This window comes from Desulfomicrobium norvegicum, assembly GCF_900114595.1.
Classification (GTDB): domain Bacteria; phylum Desulfobacterota; class Desulfovibrionia; order Desulfovibrionales; family Desulfomicrobiaceae; genus Desulfomicrobium; species Desulfomicrobium macestii.
In genome coordinates this window covers 794,998-814,015 of record NZ_FOTO01000001.1, presented here as the reverse complement: position 1 = coordinate 814,015, position 19,018 = coordinate 794,998, and the positions used below count along the sequence as shown (strand labels likewise).

17 protein-coding genes are annotated in these 19,018 nt (G+C 60.9%); 5 read left to right on the top strand and 12 right to left on the bottom strand.

Annotated elements, in window-relative coordinates; all coding sequences use genetic code 11:
* Window positions 1-38: 38 nt before the first annotated feature.
* From BMZ24_RS03695 to BMZ24_RS19765, 11 genes are all read right to left on the bottom strand, one after another.
* A complete protein-coding gene (locus tag BMZ24_RS03695) occupies window positions 39-509 on the bottom strand; it encodes an HAD family hydrolase (RefSeq protein WP_092189358.1) in 471 nt (156 codons plus the stop codon).
* Complete coding sequence (locus BMZ24_RS03690; protein WP_092189357.1) at window positions 502-1,818, bottom strand: sensor domain-containing diguanylate cyclase; 1,317 nt, start codon at window positions 1,816-1,818, stop codon at window positions 502-504. The genes BMZ24_RS03695 and BMZ24_RS03690 overlap by 8 nt, the downstream gene beginning before the upstream one ends.
* 10 nt (window positions 1,819-1,828) lie before the next feature.
* A complete protein-coding gene (locus tag BMZ24_RS03685; RefSeq protein ID WP_092189355.1) occupies window positions 1,829-2,308 on the bottom strand; it encodes a peroxiredoxin in 480 nt (159 codons plus the stop codon).
* A 126-nt stretch (window positions 2,309-2,434) separates the two neighbouring features.
* Window positions 2,435-3,673, bottom strand: coding sequence for a BaiN/RdsA family NAD(P)/FAD-dependent oxidoreductase (locus BMZ24_RS03680; protein WP_092189353.1), 1,239 nt, complete (start codon window positions 3,671-3,673; stop codon window positions 2,435-2,437).
* A gap of 273 nt (window positions 3,674-3,946) precedes the next feature.
* Complete coding sequence (locus BMZ24_RS03675) at window positions 3,947-4,438, bottom strand: universal stress protein (RefSeq protein ID WP_092189351.1); 492 nt, start codon at window positions 4,436-4,438, stop codon at window positions 3,947-3,949.
* A 17-nt stretch (window positions 4,439-4,455) separates the two neighbouring features.
* Window positions 4,456-6,669 carry a TRAP transporter permease gene (locus BMZ24_RS03670; protein WP_092189349.1) on the bottom strand — a complete coding sequence of 738 codons (2,214 nt, stop codon included), beginning with the start codon at window positions 6,667-6,669 and terminating at the stop codon, window positions 4,456-4,458.
* Between the two features lie 94 nt (window positions 6,670-6,763).
* Window positions 6,764-7,723, bottom strand: coding sequence for a TAXI family TRAP transporter solute-binding subunit (locus BMZ24_RS03665; RefSeq protein ID WP_092189347.1), 960 nt, complete (start codon window positions 7,721-7,723; stop codon window positions 6,764-6,766).
* A 111-nt stretch (window positions 7,724-7,834) separates the two neighbouring features.
* Entirely contained in the window at window positions 7,835-8,992 is a 1,158-nt protein-coding gene (locus tag BMZ24_RS03660; protein ID WP_161949021.1) for a M20 family metallopeptidase, read from the bottom strand.
* A gap of 8 nt (window positions 8,993-9,000) precedes the next feature.
* Window positions 9,001-10,563, bottom strand: coding sequence for a KamA family radical SAM protein (locus BMZ24_RS03655; protein WP_092189343.1), 1,563 nt, complete (start codon window positions 10,561-10,563; stop codon window positions 9,001-9,003).
* Window positions 10,563-11,987, bottom strand: coding sequence for an ATP-grasp domain-containing protein (locus BMZ24_RS03650; protein WP_092189341.1), 1,425 nt, complete (start codon window positions 11,985-11,987; stop codon window positions 10,563-10,565). Before BMZ24_RS03650 ends, BMZ24_RS03655 begins: the two co-directional genes overlap by 1 nt.
* A gap of 208 nt (window positions 11,988-12,195) precedes the next feature.
* Window positions 12,196-12,582, bottom strand: a complete 387-nt coding sequence (locus tag BMZ24_RS19765; RefSeq protein ID WP_161949020.1) for a hypothetical protein — start codon at window positions 12,580-12,582, stop codon at window positions 12,196-12,198.
* Between the two features lie 151 nt (window positions 12,583-12,733).
* On the opposite strand from BMZ24_RS19765, the gene BMZ24_RS19760 reads away from it, so the two are divergent.
* The 3 genes from BMZ24_RS19760 (at window position 12,734) to pdxT (ending at window position 15,240) form a co-directional block, all read left to right on the top strand.
* Window positions 12,734-13,654 carry a PAS domain S-box protein gene (locus tag BMZ24_RS19760; RefSeq protein ID WP_161949019.1) on the top strand — a complete coding sequence of 307 codons (921 nt, stop codon included), beginning with the start codon at window positions 12,734-12,736 and terminating at the stop codon, window positions 13,652-13,654.
* Between the two features lie 99 nt (window positions 13,655-13,753).
* On the top strand, window positions 13,754-14,650 hold the full coding sequence (gene pdxS / locus BMZ24_RS03640) for a pyridoxal 5'-phosphate synthase lyase subunit PdxS (protein ID WP_092189337.1): 897 nt from the start codon (window positions 13,754-13,756) through the stop codon (window positions 14,648-14,650).
* Entirely contained in the window at window positions 14,650-15,240 is a 591-nt protein-coding gene (pdxT, locus tag BMZ24_RS03635; protein WP_092189335.1) for a pyridoxal 5'-phosphate synthase glutaminase subunit PdxT, read from the top strand. Before pdxS ends, pdxT begins: the two co-directional genes overlap by 1 nt.
* 64 nt (window positions 15,241-15,304) lie before the next feature.
* Here the strand turns inward: pdxT and BMZ24_RS03630 are convergent, their stop codons facing one another.
* Window positions 15,305-17,050: a methyl-accepting chemotaxis protein gene (locus BMZ24_RS03630; RefSeq protein ID WP_092189333.1), complete on the bottom strand. Its 1,746-nt coding sequence runs from the start codon at window positions 17,048-17,050 to the stop codon at window positions 15,305-15,307.
* A gap of 177 nt (window positions 17,051-17,227) precedes the next feature.
* Between BMZ24_RS03630 and BMZ24_RS03625 the strand changes: the two genes are divergently transcribed.
* Window positions 17,228-18,508 carry an amidohydrolase gene (locus BMZ24_RS03625; protein WP_092189331.1) on the top strand — a complete coding sequence of 427 codons (1,281 nt, stop codon included), beginning with the start codon at window positions 17,228-17,230 and terminating at the stop codon, window positions 18,506-18,508.
* Window positions 18,499-19,002, top strand: a complete 504-nt coding sequence (locus BMZ24_RS03620; RefSeq protein WP_092189329.1) for a cob(I)yrinic acid a,c-diamide adenosyltransferase — start codon at window positions 18,499-18,501, stop codon at window positions 19,000-19,002. Before BMZ24_RS03625 ends, BMZ24_RS03620 begins: the two co-directional genes overlap by 10 nt.
* The last annotated feature ends 16 nt before the right edge of the window (window positions 19,003-19,018 follow it).

Below are 19,018 nucleotides of genomic sequence, written 5' to 3'. Positions count from 1 at the left end.
TGGTTAAAAAAATTGCGTAGGTAGTAGGCGCGTGTACGTCAGGCGCGCAGGGTGGCTTTGAGGCGTGTGGGGTGCAGCAGAAGATCAAGGCCGGCCTCGATGCCGGGAACCAGAATGTGGGCCGAGGTGAGGGCGGCCCTGGCTACCCCTTCAGGCTGAAGTACGGCCATGGACAGTCCGGCCTCCGCGAGCATGACGGCGTCGTTGTTGCCATTGCCAAGACAAACACAGGACGGGGCCTTGAGTTCGCGCACGTATTCGGCCTTGGCCGCGCATTCATTGCCGGCGGGCAGGACATGCACCGTGTAGTCTGTCTGTCCGAAGGTCGAACGCACTGTACCGTATGTGTCCGCGGTGAGGATGTGGATTTGCAGTTGGCTCTTGAGCTGGCTCAGGCGCGAAAAGACGCCGGGCTGGACCCGTCCGTCCAGGGCCAGGGTGCCGTTGTAGTCCAGAACCAGGTGATGGAGGGTGCGTTGCCCGAAACCGGAGATGTCGAATTCAATCATGGTGGTGCGAGGTCCTTGCCGGTAGGGAGGCTGTTTTTGGAATGGGAGCATCTTGCCTGGCGGCGGGATCTTCCCTTGAGAGAGTCTTGTTCTTGTACATGTGCAGGTCGGCGGCCTTGATGAGGCTTTCCAGACTCTGGGGCGGCTGGTGAAGGGCTGCGCCGACAGAGGCGGAAATTCGCAGGTCCGTGTCCAGGGAGCAGACCCGGCTGACGTCGATGTCGGCCAGGGTTCGGCGCAGGCGATTCACGAACGTGCGGGTCATGTTTCCATCGGTGTCCGGGAGCAGAATGACGAATTCGTCTCCGCCGAGGCGCACGAAGATGTCGTACTTGCGGATCATGGCCTTGATGGATCTGGCCACCTCCACCAGTATGGCATCCCCTGCCTCATGCCCAAGGGTGTCGTTGACCGCCTTGAACCCGTTCAGATCGATGAAAAGCAGATGCACGGGAAGATTTTTGCGTGCCGCGAAATCGAGGATGCGTCCGGCATGGCGTTCCAGGTAGGTGCGGTTGTTCACTCCGGTCAGGGCGTCGCGTACGGTTAATTCCTCAAGCTGGGCGTGTTCCAGGGCGGTGATCAGGGTGCACGCCAGGATATTGCAGAAATGGCTCAGAAAATCGGTGGCTTTGTCCGGAGCGTAGCGCGTTGGGTCGGGATCGTAGGCTGCCACCACGCCGATGATCTTCGAGTGCACGTATTTGTGCCCAAGGGCGAAGATGAAGCAGGATCCGGATGGAGGGTCCTCTTCCAGCCCGAGAAAAAAACCGGGGTTTTCGATTTGTCCTACCTCGCCGAGAAAGAGCCTTGGAGCGTGCGGGCTGGGTGAGAATTGTTTCAGGCGATCGCGGATGGTGGCTGCCGAAGCCCGCCCCACGCCCTTGGGAATGCGTCGTTCAAAAAGATCGTAATCCAGCACGACGTGGAGGGTGTGCAGGTTGCGCAGCCCTCGGATGGCGTCCAGCGTCGCGGGAAGTTCTTCCAGGCGTTTGGTCTGCTGGACGAGATCGACGGTTCCGCGAAAGGTTTCAAAAGCGTCCAGGATGGCTTTGTAGGCCGAGATCATGGAGTCGAAGCTGGTTTTCGAGGCGCGCAGCCTGCGCTTCAGGCCTTCGATTTCCTGCGTCTGCGCCTGCGTGGACGTGGACGAGGACAGGGGCACGCGCAGGATGAGTTGCCTGGCCCAGGCGACGAGTTCCTTGAGATGGGCTTTGAGCGCGACCGAGTTGCCCGCACGCGCGCTGGCCTCAATGGCGGAGACGAGGCTTTTGAGCTCCGTCAGTAGGGTGTTTTGTCCGCGCGGCATGGCTTTTGGTTCAGACCAGCGCTTTCAAGGCGGCCAGTACTTCGGTCGCGTGCCCGGAAGCTTTCACGGTGGGCCAGGTGCGGCGGATCACTCCGGAGGGATCGATGAGAAATGTCGAACGCGCCACGCCCATGTATTCCCTGCCGTAGTTCTTCTTGAGCCGCCAGGCCCCGAACCGCTTCAGGATTTCATGCTCGGGGTCGCTCAAGAGTTCCACCTGCAGGTCATGCTTGCCCGTGAAGTTCTGATGGGATTTGATGGAGTCAGGGCTCAATCCCAGGATCACGGCATTCAGTTCCGCGAACTGGTCCTTCAGGGCGGAAAACTCCTGTGCCTCCACGGTGCAGCCGGGAGTGTTGTCCTTGGGGTAGAAATAGAGAACCACCCAGCGCCCGTGGTAGTCTTCCAGGCTGACCCCGGATCGTGATGCGCCGTCGAGGCAAAAAGGGGGAGCCGGTTCGCCTGGAGCCGGAATTTTGAAGTCGGTCATGAAAAACTCCTTGGAAAGCAAAGTCCCTTCAAGCTCCTAGCGCAACCCCTGTGTGCGTGCAAGGGTGTGCTCGTGGATCATCGGGATGTCAACATGCGGTCATGCAATCCTCACGTGCGTGCGTGGTCATGGGGCGTCGGAGGCGCTCAGCCCTGCCAGGTAACCCGTGGACATGGCCGCCTGCAGGTTGAAGCCGCCCGTGTCGGCGTCCATGTCGAGCACTTCCCCGGCCAGAAAAAGCCCCGGGCAGACTTTCGATTCCATGGTCTTGGGATTGACTTCGGACAGATCCACGCCGCCGGAGGTAATGATGGCCTCGCGCATTGGACGGTAGCCGCTGACGGTGAAGCGCAGTTCCTTGAGCCACAGGCGCAGGCGCTTGCGCTCCTCGGAGGAGATCTGGTGGGCGGCCTTGTCTCCGGCCAGGCGCGTCTGTTCGAGGCATACCGGGATGAGCTTGGGTGGCATGAGGCCGCGCAACAGGTTTTCCAGGTGCATTTTGCCATGTTCCGCCAGGTCGCGCAGAAGGCGAGCGTCCAGCTTGGCCGTGTCCAGGGCGGGTTTCAAATCGATGAGGATCTCGGTCTTTTTGCCTTGGTCCACCGCACGCACGGCGGCCTTGCTCAAGGTCAGGATGAGGGGGCCGGACAGGCCGAAATGGGTGAAGAGCATCTCGCCCATGTCTTCTCCGGCCTTCTTGCCGTCGACGCGCAATTCAACGCGCACGTTCTTGAGCGATAAACCCTGCAATTTCGAGGCGGTATCCCCGGCTGTGATCAGCGGGACAAGAGCCGGAGCGATGGGCACGATGGCGTGTCCCAGGCTTTTGGCCAGCTCGTAGCCGTCGCCGGTGGAGCCGGTCGCGGGGTATGAGGCACCTCCGGTGGTCAGGATGATTCTGTCCGCCGTGAGGGTTTGAGTGCCGAAGGAGACTTCGAACCGTCCGTCCTTGCGTTTGATGCCGCGAACCCGGCAGCCGGTGCGGATGGTGACGCCCTTGGTTTTGGCGTTGCGCACAAAGGCGTCCACCAGATCCTGTGCGCTGTCGCTGGCTGGAAAAAGGCGACCACCGCGCTCTTCCTTGGTCGGGACGCCAAGATCGCTCAGCAGTTCGACGGTGTCCGTGGTGAAGAAATGGGACAGGGCCGGGCGCAGGAAACGAAAATTCTTGCCGAAATGAGTCAGGAACTCATTTAAAGGCGCGGTGTTGCCGATATTGCCGCGGCCCTTGCCGCAGATCCGAAGCTTGCGGCCCGGGCGGTCCATGCGTTCGAGCAGGGTGACCGTGGCGCCTTTGGAGGCGGCGGTGGCAGAGGCCAGAAGACCGGCAGGCCCGCCGCCGATGACTATGACTGAGTGGTTCATGGGATTCCTTCAAAAACTTCATTCTGAAGGGAGCGGGGCAGGATGTAAAGGGCGTTGAGTAGGGTTTGCCCCGCACGCATGCAAACACGTACGGTTTTTCGAGGCACTGGCCTGCCCGGTGCCTGCCCGATGCCTGGGCGTCACGATCCGAGGCCGAAAAAAGAAAAAAGCCCCTGCCGGCTGGCGGGCAGCTTCCCGGAAAAGGGAGGCCGCCCGGGCCGTCACGGGCTGCGTGATCATTCGGGGCGCGGGTGAAAAGCAGGCCCTGCGCGTCTAGTCCTCGTCTTCCTGGTCGCCCGATTGATCGAAGATCGCGCAGGATTCTTCGGAGTCGTAGCGTACCACCAGCACCGAGCACTGCGCATGCCGGACGACCTTGGCCGTATTTGTGCCAAGAAGATAGTCCTGCAGTTTGAGGCGATGAGCAGGCATCACAATGAGGTCTGCGTTAATCTTCTCTGCCATGCGCAGGATTCTTCTATAGATTGAACCTTGTGCGACAAGATAGTTAACATCGATGTCGTCAGGAATGTAGACTCCAACCATCTCATGCAGCATTTCCTCGGCCTCGCCGACAATCTTGTCGCCTGCGTCTGGCGGAAAGTAGTTTGCGACAATGGGCATTCCCATGTCTGGAACTACTGTCAGGATGTACAGTTGAGCCTTGTATAGGCGGCAAAGTTCAATCGATCTCTCCAGGCCCATGCAGCGGGCGCGATCATCGGGTTCCTGCAAATCAATGGGGACAAGAATGCGTTTGTACATGCAGTGCCTCGCCTTTTTTATGTTGTGACTTTTCTCTTTTTCTTGTTCTTTTTAACCGTCATTTGCCATGCGACAAGGAGGAAGAAAACGCAAACTCCCAAAATCTGCATGCCCAGCCTGTCGAAAGGCAGGTAGGGTGCAAATGCTCCAGGGCGGAATGTCGTGGCGCATATCGCCAGCAGCAGAAGGCGTTCCCCCCAGTTGCAGCTTTTGACCAGCCAGCCCTGGATCGCCGAGGCGAACGCGAACATGGCGATCATCCCGGAAAAGAAGATCCACGCGATGTGCAGGTAGTCGTCGAGCCAGATGATGTCCCCGGTGGCGGTCACGCCGGAAATCATCAAGAGGTCCGTGTTGAAGAGAAAAATGAACGGCAGAATCGCGGTGCGCAGGTCGTAGGCGAAACCCTGCACACCGGTTTTAATTGGGTCGGAGCGTGCAATGGCCGCCCCCGCATAGGCCGCAAGTCCCACCGGCGGCGTGTCGTCGGCGAGAATGCCGAAATAGAACACGAACAGATGAGCCGCGATGATGGGGAAGACAAGCCCGGCGTCGGCGCCGAGCTGCACGATGACCGGTGCGGTCAGGGTGGCCATGATGATGTAGTTGGCCGTGGTCGGCATGCCCATGCCCAGAATCAGGCTGGTAATGGCCGTGAAGATGAGCATCAGGACCACGTTGCCCATGGAGATGGTGTCGATGAGGGTGATGAAACGGCCGACAAGGCCGGTGATGGTCACCACTCCGACGATGATTCCGGCCGTGGCGGTGGCCACGCCCACGGAGATCATGTTGCGCGCGCCCATGATCAGGCCGTTCCAGATGTCGACAAGGCCCTGGCGGAAGGCCGCGACCATGAAGTGTCCGGTGTCCACGTCCGGGTCGAGGGTGCCGGCGCGGCGATGGGCGCACATGGTCAGGTAGGCGATGATCGGACGCTGCACCAGCATGATCACGGTCAGACTCTCGATGGCCAGGAGCGCCGAGGTCACGGGCGAGCGACGCACGATGACCAGGAAATAGATCAGCACCGCCAGCGGAATGATGAAGTGACAGCCGCGCAGCAGGGTCTTGAAGAACGGAGGGAGCTGGGAACGGGGAATGGCCTTGATGCCCATCTTCATGGACTCGACATGCACGACCCAGAACAGGGCGAGGTAGGAGATGATCGCGGGTAGGAATGCGGCCCGGACGACATCCAGATATGGAATGCCTATTATCTCCGCCATGATGAAGGCCGCCGCGCCCATGACCGGAGGCATGAGCTGGCCGTTGGTGGACGCCGCAACCTCGACGGCTGCGGCCTTGTATGCCGGAAAGCCCACCTTCTTCATCAGCGGGATGGTGAAGGTGCCGGTGGTCACGGTGTTGGCGATGGAAGAGCCCGAGACCAGCCCTGTCAGGCCCGAAGCCAGGACAGCGGCCTTGGCCGGGCCGCCGCGAAAGGTGCCGAGCGCCGAAAAGGCCACGTCGATGAAATATTTTCCGCCGCCCGCGCGGTCGAGCAGTGCGCCGAAAAGGACGAAGAGGAAGACGAAATCCGTGGATACGCCCAGCGGCACTCCGAAAATGCCGGTGGTGGTCAGGTACATGTCGCTGATGATGAAATCGAGCGGCACGCCGCGATGACGCAGCACCTCGGGCAAATAGGGCCCAAAGACCGTGTAGGCCAGAAAGACCGAGCCCAGTATGGTCAGCGCCGGACCAAGGGAGCGTCGGGCGGCTTCAAGCAGCAGCACGATCAGGATGATGCCCATCCAGATGTCCAAGGTGTTGGGCAGGCCCTGCCGATTGATGAGCTGGTCGTAGTCCCACCAGATGTAGAGCGCGCCTGACGTGGCCAGCGCCGCAAGGATCATGTCGTAGTAGGGAATGTAGGTGCGTATGGAGCGCCTGGCGAAATTCGGGAGGACCTTCCGGGTCCAGTTGACCCACATGGGCGGAGTGTGCTGCTTGTAGGCAGGATAGGCCAGAAAGGCCAGACACACTGCAAACGCCAGATGCCAGGCCCGGGCGATGTGTGAATTCAGGGGCTGGTAGGCCAGGAAGAGCTGGAAGGCGGACCAGCACAGGCACAGTAGCGTGATCGCTCCGGACGCGAAAAAATTAGAGGGTTCCCGCGCCCCTGCTTCGACCATGGCCACAAGGTCTTCGGCAGCTTTCTTCATGCTGGCGGAAGACTCCTGGCCGGGGGCGACGTTGTCTTGTTTGGGTGTTTCGTGTTCTGCCATGACAGTGTCCTTGCGTCAGAGAAGTGAGGCGGAAGAAAAATGCGGGCCTTTCAAATAGACAAAGGGGCCGCGTGGCCCCCTTGTCAGGATGAGGCTACATCCAACCTTTTTCCTTGTAGTACTTGATCGCGCCGGGATGCAGCGGGGCGGAGAGGCCCTGCAGCATTTCCTTGGGATTCAGGTTGCGGAAAGCGGCGTGGGAGGCTTTGAGTTCGTCCAGATTCTCGAAAACGGTCTTGACCATGTCGTAGACCACTTCTTCGGACACGGACTCATTGGAGATGACGGTCGCGGTCACGGCGTAGGTCTCGACGTCCTTGTCCACACCCTTGTAGGTGCCGGCCGGGATCTTGGTCATGATGTAATAGGGATGCTTGGCCACGAAGTCCTTGATGCCGTCGGAATTGATGGGGACGATGTCAAGTTCGACGGACTGGGCAGGCTCTTCGACAGCGGCGCTGGGGTTGCCGACGGTGAAGAAGAAGGCGTCGACCTTCTGGTCGACCAGGGCGCGGGAGGCTTCAGCCTGCTGCAGCGCCTCTGCGCTGAAATCCTTGTTGGGGTCCAGGCCGTAGATGCGCAGGACGTCTTCGGCATTGCCGCGCTGGCCGGAGCCGGGGTTGCCGATATTGATCCGCTTGCCCTTCATGTCCATGACGGTCTTGATGCCGGTGTCCTTGCGGGTGACCAGCAGAACGGTCTCGGGATGCATGCTGAACACGCTGCGCAGACCCTTGACGGGCTTTCCTTCCCAGTCGGCGGCGCCGTTGAAGCCCTGCCAGTTGCGGTCGGACTGGGCCACCGCGAAGTCAAACGCGCCGCGGTCAATGGCATTGATGTTGAAAACCGAGCCACCTGTGGGGCGACCGATGTAGTTGTACTTGTCGGCTGCATGCTTGTTCATCATGTTGCTGAGCTGCAACGCAACCTGGTAGTAGACGCCGGTGATCGACGCTCCGCCGAAGAGAATGTCCTGCTTGGCCATTGCCTGGGGCGCAGTTACCGCCATTCCGAGTACGACCACAAGGGCGACCAGCCATTTTCTTCCAACCATAAGCACCTCCATCGATGAATTGTTGTGAATCAAGGATAAAAAATCCACTACGTTGTTGATCTTCTATGCTGAAGATCATTCATCCTGTCAAATTGCGAGAGGTTGGAAAAATCATGCGCTTGTTGCATGATTCCAGATTGCTGCGATGGTCGCCGCCGTCAGCGCCGCTCTTTCGGACAACGTGTCTTTGAGAATATACTCCAGATCGCTGTGGTCCAGGTCTCCCACGGGTCCCAGCCCGTCGAGCACAGGCACGTCCAGGCCTGCGATGAAATTGGCGTCGGACACGCCCGAGCGCAGCTCCTCGGGCAGGTCGTAACCGAGAATTTGCGCCTGCTCGCGGGCCATGGCGTAAAGTCGTCGGTTCCCTTCCGACTGGGGCATGGCCGGTCGTCCGGACTGTTCGATCAGGGTGGCCACGGTTCCGGGGATGGTGGTCCTTGAGACAATCCGGTTCAAGTCCTTTTCAAGGCGCTGTCTGCCCTGCGGGGTCAGGAACCGGGCATCGAGGGCCGCCGTGGCCAGTTCGGGCACGGTGTTGGGTCCGATTCCGCCCTCGATCAGGCCGACGTTGAGGGTGATGTCCCGGCCGTCGTTCAGTCCTTCAAGGGCGACGATCATGTGCGCCAGCTCCAGGATGGCGCTGGCCTTGGCACCGCCCTTGGCCGCATGTCCGGCCTGTCCCTGCACGGTCAGAAGCATTCCGAGCCGACCCTTGCGGCCGGTGACCACATTCTTGTCCGCTCCGCCGCCTTCGAAGACCAGGGCGGCCAGGGCACCTTGCGCCTCTTTTTCAATCCAGGGGCGCGAAGCGGGGGAGCCGATCTCCTCGTCGGAATTGCACAGTACAGTGATCGGGATGTCGTCCAGAAGACCCAGGTGCTTAAGGGTTTTCAGGGCATGAACCGCGACAACGAGGCCTCCCTTCATGTCATAGACGCCCGGGCCGTGGCAGCGGTCGCCTTCCTCGCGAAATGCGGTGAAGGCCGTGTCGGCGGGAAAGACCGTGTCCATGTGTCCGACCAGCACGATGCCCTTGCGTCCCTTCGCGGCCGGAGCGGTCATGGCCTGGACCATGTTTCCGTGCTCCGTGAAGGGCAGGGTGCGCACGTCGGGCAAGACCTCGCCCAGGACCGTGGCCATTTCCCCCGCCATGCGGTCAAGGCCCGGCTTGTTGCGGCTGCCGCTCTGAATCTCGACCAGCCGCCGCAGCAGATCAAGGGCATCCCTGCGGCGGGGGGCGAGATATGACTGGATTTTGTCGTGCATGGCCGGGATCATTTTTCGTACTTGGCGAAGCCGAAGTCCTGGCGGGCGTATTCTTGCGGATCGGGATCTGGGTATATAACCTGCTCGCCGCTCCAGGGCTTTTGCATCTTCACGTGGCCTTGCGCGTGTTCGAGCACGTTGGTGCGGTGCAATGGGATCTTGCCCCCTGCGGTGGCGATGTAGCGTGGAATGGCGTCACCGGAGATGTTGCCGTACATGCTCTCGATGATGCCCTGTCCCACAGCCACGGGCACGCGCAAATGCATGAACTGCGGGTTGCGGTAGCTGCAGTTGAAGACATAGTAGGGGCGGACATAGGCTTCCTGGATGGTCTCGCACAGCTTCCACATCTTGACGCTGGTGTCGTTGATGCCTTTCAAGAGCACGGCCTGATTCATGACTGCCGCCACGCGTTTGGAGATGGCCTTGAACGCGGCCTTCGAGACCGGCGTGATCTCCTGGGCGGTGTTGATCTGCGTGACCACGCGCAGGGGCTTCCTGTCGCTGCTGGCCTCCAGAATATCCAGAAGTTCGTCGTCGATGCGCTGCGGCGTGGTCACGGGGATGCGTGTGCCGAGCCGTTTCATGCGCACGTGATCGATGGCGTCGAGTTCGCCCAGGAGCCACTTGAGCATGCTGTTGGGCAGGACCAGGCTGTCGCCGCCGGTCACGAGCACGTCACGGATTTCGGGGTTGGCGCGGATGTACTGAAGGGCCTCGCCGTAGGCTTCCTTGCCGTAGAGGCGGTCCTTGGCGCCGATGTGGGCGATGCGCAGGCAATGGGTGCAGTACATGGCGCACATGTTGGTGGCCTTGATGGTCACCACTCTTGGGTAAAACTGGTCGATGAGCCGGGCCGGAGAATGGTCCGCTGCCACGGGAGGGATCTCGACGCCGGCGTTGTCGATCATCTCTCCGGTAGGCACGGACTGCAAAAGGACCGGGTCGTTGATCTGGCCAGGGAGGATCAGGCTCGCGTAATAGGGGGTGAGGCGCATGCGGTAGGTCTTGGTGACTCGCAGCACGTCCTGCACCGCCTTGGCGGGCAGATCGATCACTTTGGACAGGGTCTCGACGGATTCGATGGCATGACGGAGCTGGCCGGAATAGGAGTTCCAGTCGTCCTCGCTCATGCCCAGGACTTTCCTGATGCGCGCCTGGTTCTCGAGCATCAGGTCCCAGACTTCGATGCCGCTCGGAGCTTCCCGGGGGTGACGGCCCAGATAGTCGGCGACCCGGTCCTGGGCGGCATCGACGATGGCCAGGGCCTTGCCGACGCGGCCGCCCACGGTGACCCGGTGTTCGTCGATCTGTTCATGCTTCACGGCCAGGGCCGCGAGGCCGTCTCGTGTCATGCCCAGCTGCTCCGGAGTCCAGCCCCGGTCGTCGTGGAATTTTTCCAGCGCGGCGAAAAGAGCCACGATGGGGCCGGTCAGCGTTTCGGCCTCGGCCTGCCTGAAAAGTTCGGCAATGGTCAGACGCTCTTCATCCGATGGCGCGGCGTCATTTTTCACGGTGAACAGTTTTTCAAAGAGATCCGTAGTAAACGTGTCCAGGGCATTGATGCTCATTACTTGTCATCCTCGCTTGATTCCTGTGTTTGTGAGTGTTTGCGGATGGAGTCGTTCAGTTGCTCGATGCCCAGGCGAATGTCGTCATCGAGCAGACAGCGGTCCCGGGCCACGGCCACGACCCTGCCCAGAAACGTGCCGGGCATGACGGCCTGCTTGCCGCCGACGTGTTCGACCACGATCACGCCGTGTTCCTGGCCGTTGCTGACGATCTGGCGAAAGAGGGTCCGCTCGTCCTCGTCCACGGGGACGATGTGCTCGGTTTCGGCCTCGTGTTCGAGCTTGAAGTTGTAGGTCCGCCAGCAGATTCCCTTCAGGGCTTCCTTGATCTCCATCTTGTTGTCCGGGAAGCGGTCGAACATCACGGCGTGGTATTCCAGTTCCAGCAGGCCCGGAGTCTCGGGCGGCAGGGCGTTCTCAAGGGTGCAGCACATCTCCATGGTCGTGCCCTGTTTGCGGGCGTTGACCTCCACAAAAAAGATCCGGCCCTGGTCGTCGACGATGTAGTCGCACCCGAAGATGCCGCGATAGCCGCCGCGCCCCATGACCTGCCCTATCCTGCGCGTGATCTCGCGCAACTCCTGCTGCGTGGCTTCGGGTTGCTCGGAAGGAAAGGTCGATCCGCGAAACTTGTTGCCGTCGTATATTTCCTGGTCGGCGGTGGCCGCGATGAACACGTCCTGGGCGTTGGCCACGATCCCCAAAACCGTGGGGTCGGCCACGTGCGGGATGTAGCGGCTGATGAAGAATTTGCCCCGCAGATGCGCGGTCTTGGTTTCGATCTCTTCCTGCGAGCGGGCGACAAAGCTGTTCACTCCGGCCGCCGAATAGGGCTGGCTGACAAATATGCCGTCCGGCCACTCTTCCCAGAGCTCGCGGGCCGTATCCATCATGTCCTGCGCATCCTGGCAGACGCGATAGTTGATCAGCGGGGCGACGTCTTTCAGGCGTTGCAGCTGGTAGAGCTTGTTGTTCCAGATGTTGGCGATGTGGCCGCTGGGCCCGAGGATGCGCACGCCGGGAATGAGCGCCAGGGTCAGTTCGGGTACGGATTCGAAGACGTGGATGAAGACATGCCCCTGCTTGTCCAGGAGCTGGCGGATCAGCTCATTGACAGTGTCCGATGCGGAGACCAGGGAGGCAAAGGTCCGTGGCGGGATGCGGAAGCTGACCTTGCGGCCCTTGGCCCGGAAAAGCTCCCTGGCCATGGGGTTTATGACCATGGTGTTCTTGTGCGGGTAGGATTCGAGCACATCCGGCAGGATGGAAATGAAGTCGAAAGTCTGGCCGTGAATTTTGGAGAGAGTCTCCTTGAAGAATTGGTTCAGGCAGTCCGTTTTTATTTCGCCGATATACAGGAAATAAAACGTGTCCGGGTCAAGTTTGATGTCCGAAAAGAGGATGTCCTCGTCTTCCATGAGCATAACCGCGCCTCCACGCAACAGAATTGAGCCCGTCAACGCCATTGTCGCGGGCATTTGTTCCGCTGGCCCTAACGATTGATTCCGCAAACCGCAATTCTTTGCTTGGACCTGTGCAAAGCTGCGTGCGGACTGCGGTTCGCGGCTCCGGAATTTCGGCCGATCGCATGCCGCGCGCCGATTCTGCGGCGTTTTCCCTGCGTCCTGCCGTTCAGTCCAGCTTGACCCGCAGGGTCATCGTGGCGGGCTTGCCGTCGGTGATGCGGTACACAAGCTTTAGTTTGTCGATGACCGTGGCCATTCCGGGAATGTTGATCAGCCCCGAGGATTCTCCGGACTTGAGCTGCACGGGGGCGCGAAGTTCGATGGGCTCGCCCTCGACCGGAATGAGGGTCAGGCTCTCGAACATGACTGTGGCGCCGTCGATCCTGAAACGCAGATTGTCGATCTTGCCCAGCTTTTCACCCACCGGCAGGGTCGCCGAGGTGTCCGAGGCCAGGAGACGGACGGGTTCAAGGGCGGTCCACGGTCCGGCCATGGCCGCGGAGACCTGCAGGATGCCGAGCAAAAGGGTGCAAACAAGGATCAGTTTTTTCATGGGAAACTCCAGTACGGGTGCGTTCACTGGTACGTACGCCGTGCACGGGCCGGGATCAAGGGCCGGTTTGTTTTGGTGCGGAGCGTTCCGGGCGCGGACAGGCAAAATGAGGTATTCCCATAACCGCCATGAGCCCTTATCTGCTTTTTCCATGACAACCGATTCAAAAAAATCCCGGCACGATCCTGAAGCCGAAGTTGCGATCCTGCAGGGCCGCTTGCGGGTTCTGGTCGATGGCTCCCCGTTGGGGATTTTTTTTGACGACGCTGAGGACAAGTGCGTTTTCGTGAACAGGACCTTCTGCGAGATGATGGGCCTGTCCGAGGAGGAAGCCCTGGGGGACGGTTGGGCCAGGACCGTTCACCCCGGGGATCTGCCGAGGCTTTTGAACGAGCGGGCCGGAGCCGTGACCCGGGGCGAGCCGCTTTTTCGGTCCGAGTACAGGTATTCCCGCCCGGACGGACGAGTGGGCTGGGTGGAGGAACAGACCCGGCCGGTTCACGGCCCGGACGGGAATCTGCTGGGCTACGTGGGCACCCTGGCCGAGATCAGCGGGCGCAAGGAAGAGGAGGCACTGCGGGCGCGGCACAGCGAGGTGCTGGAGGAGCGGGTCAGGGAACGCACCGCCGAACTTTTGGCCCAGACCGAACGCCTGGCCGAGATGAACACGGCACTCAAGGTCCTTTTGCGTCAGCGCGAAGAGGATCGCGAAGATCTTGAACAGGCCGTGCTGGCCAATGTCCGCCGTAGCATCTCTCCGACCCTGGATCGCCTGCAGGGGCTTTGCGCAGGAGAAGAGGCCCGCTTGCTGGCCGATCAGCTTCGCCGGAGCCTCAAGGAATTGACTGAGCCCTTTTGCCATCGATTGTCCACGGTCTGCCAGGGGTTGACCCCAGCCGAAATCCAGGTCGCCGAATTGATCCGCGAGGGACTCGGCACCAAGGAAATCGCCGCCCGTCTGGGGGTTGGCGCCTCCACCATCGACACCCACCGCCATCATCTCCGCCGCAAGCTCGGGCTCAAGGACCGTCGGGACGGCTTGCGCTCCTATCTGCTCTCCCTTGAGTCCTGATATGGAGAAAATCTCCATATTTTCTCCGCAATAAACAGCTATTGTCATTTTGCGGCCTGACTGTTTCAACGGCTGTCCAATCTCAATCAGGAGGACAGTATGAAATCAAGTGACTGCAACGACGACAAGGCACTGCTCAATACGGGCCTGGCCCGGATGTTCAAGGGCGGGGTGATCATGGACGTGATCAACGCGGAACAGGCCCGCATTGCCGAAGAGGCCGGGGCCTGCGCGGTCATGGCCCTGGAACGGGTTCCCGCCGACATCCGTGCCTGCGGCGGCGTGGCCCGCATGTCCGATCCGGCCATGATCCGCGAGATCATGGCCAGTGTCTCCATCCCGGTCATGGCCAAGTGCCGCATCGGCCATTTCATGGAGGCCCGCATCCTCGAAGCCGTGGGCGTGGACTACATCGACGAGAGCGAGGTCCTGACTCCGGCGGATGAGGAATTCCATATCGACAAGAATGCGTTCAAGGTGCCCTTTGTTTGCGGATGCCGCAATCTGGGCGAGGCCCTGCGCCGCATTGCCGAGGGCGCGGCCATGATTCGCACCAAGGGCGAGGCGGGCACGGGGGACGTGGTCGAGGCCGTGCGCCATGCCCGGACCGTGCAAAGCCAGATCAGGCAGGTGCAGGGCATGCCCCTCGAAGAGCTGGCCACGTATGCCAAGAATATCGGTGCGTCCCTGGAACTTCTGCGTCAGGTGCGTGAACTGGGGCGGCTGCCCGTGGTCAATTTCGCTGCCGGAGGAGTGGCCACGCCGGCCGATGCCGCGCTGATGATGCAGCTTGGCATGGACGGAGTTTTCGTTGGGTCGGGGATCTTCAAGAGCGGCGATCCGGCCAAAAGAGCGCGGGCCATCGTGCAGGCGGTGACTCATTTCGATGATCCGTCCATTCTGGCCCGGGTCAGCGAAAATCTGGGCGAGGCCATGTCCGGCATCGCGGTGCGCTCCCTGGATGCCGCGCAGCAGTTTGCGGGCCGGGGCTGGTGATGCGCGTCGGCATCCTTGCCCTGCAGGGCGCTTTCGCCGAGCATGTCGAAATGCTCGAAACGCTGGGGACGCGGGCCGAACTGGTCCGCTCTTGCGCCCATCTGGAGGGTCTGGACGGGCTCATTCTGCCCGGCGGAGAGAGCACGAGCATGCGGCGCCTTGCAGGACTGTCCGGGCTTGACGTCGTCTTGCGCGATTTTGGGGCAAGCCGTCCGGTCTGGGGCGTCTGCGCGGGGCTCATTCTGCTGGCCGCCAGGGTCGAGGGCGAGGAGCCTTTTCTGGGGCTCATGGACATGGGTGTCGCGCGTAATGCCTACGGCCGCCAGCAGGAGAGTTTCGTGTCAGGTTTGCGCGTTGACGGGCTGCCGGATTCCCGTCCCTACCCCGGCGTGTTCATCCGGGCTCCGCGGGTGCTCGAAACCGGTCCGGGAGTGAAGGTCCTGGCCCGCCTTGGAGATGCCCCGGTGGCCTTGCGCCAGGGGCATCTGATGGCCACGTCCTTTCACCCGGAATTGACCGGGGACGGTCGCGTGCATGCCTGTTTTCTGGATTTGTGCGCGGATCGGATGCAGGGACGTCTGGCCGGATGACCACGGCATATGAATGCGAAAAGGCCGGAGCGGTCCGGCCTTTTCAAGATGATGCGCGGGTCTTTCAAGGCTCGCTGAACATGGCTCGCGGGTCAAAGCCCATGATGAAGGCTCCCCAGTGCTTGCCATCGACAAATATGGGCATGGACAGGTCGTTCAGAATTTCGCCTGTATCGCGCATGTAGGTTTGCAGCAGGAGCGGGTCGGTGTGCGAGCACCTGCGCTGTTCTGTGCGGTTGCTTTGGTAGATGCGCTGGTGCCGGCTTTGGAGCAGATCCTTGACCGGGTCTCCGGTCATGGCCTTGGAGACGGCCCCGTGATGGATGGGCAGGTAGCCTTTTTGGTCGATGGCCAGACAATAGATGGTCCCCGGAATTCTTTTCTGCGCGTCATCGACGACGCTCTGCATCTCCTTGACGAAAACATCGCTGAAGGCGGTGACGTATTTCTGCGGTGACGTGTTCGGCACAGCCTTGTACTGCATGTCGAACACGTTGATCCCCCGGTCCTTCATGCCCTGAATCCGGGCCTGATAGTCGTCGCGGATCTCCTTGGCTGTGTCGATGACCGTGTCGAATTTGCCTTCCCCTGTCTTGAATCGCGCCACGAGTTCGAGCATCCGCTCGGTCACGGAGTTCAGGGCGTCCACCGAGGTGGCCGAGGAGTTCATGTCCTTGGCGATCTCCTGGCTGAGCGCATTGATGTTGTTGACCTTTTCGGTGACGTCGTTGTTGTTGGTCGACAACTCCTCGATGGCGGCCGCGATTTTGATCAGCTGGTCGTTGGCCGTTTCAAAGTCGTCGATCATGCTCTCGAAATTGACGGTGGCCGCAGTTACGACCTGGTCGGTATCCCTGGCATAATCCAGGATCTGAGCGGTCTCGGTCTGGGTGCGTTCGACGATCTTGATCATTGCCCCGATATTGTTCGATATTTCTTCCGTGGCGGGCTTGATCCTGCGCGAGAGTTCCCGCACTTCCTCGGCGACCACGGCAAAACCCTTGCCGTGCTCACCGGCCCGGGCGGCCTCGATGGTGGCGTTCAGGGACAAGAGATTGGTTTGTTCCGAGATACCGTTGATGATGGTCACGATGCTCAGGATGTTGGCCGAGCTTGCGCCAAGATCGTCCACGGTGTTGCGGAAGGATTCGACGATGGCGTTGATCTTGTGGATCTTGTCCGTGACGTCCTGCAGTTCGGTGTGCGACCTGTGGGCGGTGTTCAGGTTGCTGGTGGTCTTTTCGGCCACATACTGCGTGTTCTGCGCGATTTCGGCGATGGCCGCGTTGGCCTCGTTGCTGGCCACTGCCACTTCCTCGGCGATGGAGCCCTGCGCGGCGGTCTTGTTCCTGGTGTCGAACACGGATTTGGCCATGCGGGTGCTGTCGAGGGCGATGTCGATGCCCATCTTGCGGATTTTTTCCACCAGTTCCCGCACGCTCGCCAGGAAGCTGTTGTAGCAGGCCGAGATGTGCTTCAGGTCCGGGTTATCCAGATCCGCCATGGTGCAGGACAGGTCGGCTTCCTGGCCCTGGATGTTCTGGAACACGGCGTTTATGTCGGCTATGCCCCGCTGCGCCTCGCGGTGCAGAACCTTCAGGGCGACGGCTCCGATCCCCACGGTCAGGAGCAGGATGATCCCGGCCACGCCCCACGACAGCGGCGGAATGGCGGAGCTTGCGGTCAGGGCGATCCAGACGAGGCCCGCGGCATTCAAGGCCAGCAGGGTCAGGATCGTCGCCGTTATCTTGCCGCGCAGCGTGGAGAGCATGGTCTCGCCCGAACTTGGGGCCGAGTCAGTGTTTTTCATGTCAATACCTCGTGTTCCGTGAATTTCGTGCACAAGAGTATAATTGAGCCGGCGGCAAAAGAGAAGGACGCATTCGCGGGAAATGTCGATTGTCTTGGTGGCGGCGTCAGGGCCTCTCTATGGACAATGCCGGGGGGATGCCGTTATCAGGTACCTCCAAACAACGGAGGTGGCCTCTTGAGTATCTTGATAAAAAAAGTGCGCCTGAATGGAGAGTTGGTTGATGTGCTCATCAAGGGCAATCGCTTCGACTCCATCGGAACGGACGTGGATTCGTCCGCCGACGTTGTCATCGACGGGTCGGGCAAGGCCATCCTGCCTTCCTTTCACAACGCCCATACCCACGCCGCCATGACGCTCATGCGCGGCTATGCCGACGACATGGATCTGCACACCTGGCTTGCCGACCATATCTGGCCTTTCGAGTCCAGACTTGGCGAAGACGACATCTATTGGGGGGCGAAACTGGCCTGCCTTGAGATGATCAAGTCCGGAACGACTTTTTTCGCCGACATGTACTGGCATTGGAAGGGCACGGCCCGGGCTGTGACCGAGATGGGCATGCGCGCGGCCCTGTCCGCCGCCTTTTTCGATTTCGACGACCCGGTCCGCGCCGAGACCATGAAGCGTCAGGTCATGGATCTGCACGCCGTCAGCGCAGCCTTTCCGGACCGCATCCAGTTCATTCTCGGGCCTCACGCCATCTACACCGTGTCCTCGGACTCCCTGCGCTGGCTGGGGGAATACGCGAACCGCCACGGGCTTCTGGTGCATCTGCACCTTTCGGAGACGCAAAAAGAGGTCGAGGATTGCCTGGCCAAGCATGGCAACCGGCCGGTGGAGTATCTGCACGAGCTGGGTCTTTTGGCTCCGAACCTGATCCTGGCGCATGCCGTGTGGATGAACGGGACCGAGATGGAACTCCTGGCCCGGCACGGGGTGCAGGTCGTGCACTGTCCCGTCTCGAACATGAAGCTCTGTTCCGGCCAGTTCGACCATGTCGCCATGAGGGCTCACGGAGTCACCGTGGCCCTGGGCACGGACGGGTGCTCTTCGAACAACAATCTGGACATGATCGAGGAAATGAAGATCGCTTCCCTGCTGGCCAAGGTCACGTCCATGGACCCGACCGCCATGCCCGCCCAGGAAGCCCTCGACACGGCCACCCTGAACGGGGCGCGCATGTATGGCCTGGACGCGGGCCGCATCGCCTCCGGCAAGCTCGCGGACTGCATATTGGTCAATCTGGAGCATGTGCGCATGGTTCCGGGGCACCATCTTGCCTCCAACCTCGTCTACAGCGCGAACAGCTCCTGCGTGGACACGACCATCTGCGACGGCCGGGTGCTCATGCTCGGCGGCAAGGTCGAGGGCGAGGAAGAGATCCTGGCCCAAGTCCGGGCGACGCTGGCCCGGCTCAACGCCCCGCAAGAGCCCGAGGGGGACGCATGCTCCTGATCTATACCGGCAACGGCAAGGGCAAGACCTCGGCCTGCGTTGGCCAGGCCATTCGCGCCTTGGGGCAGGGGCTTGGCGTGGCTTTTGGGCAGTTCATGAAGCGGGGCGATCAGGCCGGTGAACAGGAGATGCTGGAAAAGCTGCTTGGCGAGCGTTTTCTGGCCTCGGGAGCGGGCTTTTACCGTGACACCGATTTCGACACCCACCGCGAAAAGGCCACGCAGCTTCTGCGCTGGGCAGGAGAGCTCCTTGACCGGGGTGTGGACATGCTGATCCTCGATGAGGCCCTGTATGCCCTGAATCACGGCCTGCTCATGGACGATGAGGTGCGGGAACTGATCACGCGTTGCAAGGACCAGGGGTGCCACCTGGTCCTGTCCGGGCGCGGCGCTCCGTCCTGGATTGTGGAGCTGGCCGACATCGTTTCGGACATCACCGAGGTCAAGCACGTTTACGCGCAGGGCGGCAAGGCCCGTCGCGGGATTGAATTTTAGGGAATCCGCTCCGGAT